This is a genomic window from Streptomyces sp. NPDC059695 (assembly GCF_042733785.1).
Taxonomy (GTDB): domain Bacteria; phylum Actinomycetota; class Actinomycetes; order Streptomycetales; family Streptomycetaceae; genus Streptomyces.
The window spans coordinates 32435-33150 of record NZ_JBHWFF010000039.1; the positions used below are offsets into that span (position 1 = coordinate 32435).

Sequence of the window (716 nt, forward strand, 5' to 3'; positions counted from 1 at the left end):
CCCTCTCTCCGCGCGGGGGGGGGGGCGCCGCCGCGCGGCAGTTTGAGCGGGGGGGGGGGGGCCCCCCCCGGGCGCCCCCTAAGGGTGGTCAGGGTGGGGGGCCCCCGGACGAGCGCGTGAATTACCGGAGCAATTCCCGGAGGAATATTCTCAGTTGGTGGGGGTCGGCTTCGGAGGGACGACCGGCCAGCCGTTGTCCTCGGTGACGCCGGCGACGGTCTGCGGGGTGACCGGCGCGTCGTCGGAGCCGACGGCGAAGGCGGCGCCGCCCGCGACGGCGGTACAGGCGACCATCGCGACCAGCAGCTGACGGACGGCCTTGCGGATACCGGTGTTCTGCGCAACAGACATGATTCCTCCAGGACTTGGAATGTGAATTCCGCCTTCCGGGGGCCCGTGCCGCCGGGCGTTCCCTGAAGACATCTCCATTCTGTCGCCGCCCGGGAAGCGAATCCAGGGATCGTCTCTGCGTGGACTCGCCATGGCGTGGATGCGTCAATACGTCATCCCTGCAACGGAATTGAACGATCCGGAGCTCGCCATACCTTTGGTCGAACCAAAAGAGATGCTAGACTTGTGCTACGGCCTTCTCGTTCCTCCAGGAGAGAGGGGCCGCCGGGGCAGGGGCGGGGCCCCCCCCCCCCCCCCCCCCCCCCCCCCGCGCCCCCCCCCGGGCCGCGGCGGGGGGGGGGGGGCGGGGCCCCGGGCGGGGGTCG

Annotated in this window: 1 protein-coding gene; it reads right to left on the minus strand. The window is 71.9% G+C overall.

Going from position 1 to position 716, the window contains the following annotated elements; all coding sequences use genetic code 11:
* Positions 1-150: 150 nt before the first annotated feature.
* On the minus strand, positions 151-351 hold the full coding sequence (locus ACFV2S_RS32720) for a hypothetical protein (RefSeq protein ID WP_382867960.1): 201 nt from the start codon (positions 349-351) through the stop codon (positions 151-153).
* Positions 352-716: the final 365 nt, after the last annotated feature.

Excerpts from the sequence above, each read along its gene's own strand:
- ACFV2S_RS32720 (WP_382867960.1), bottom strand. The coding sequence starts at position 351 with ATGTCTGTTGCGCAGAACACCGGTATCCGCAAGGCCGTCCGTCAGCTG.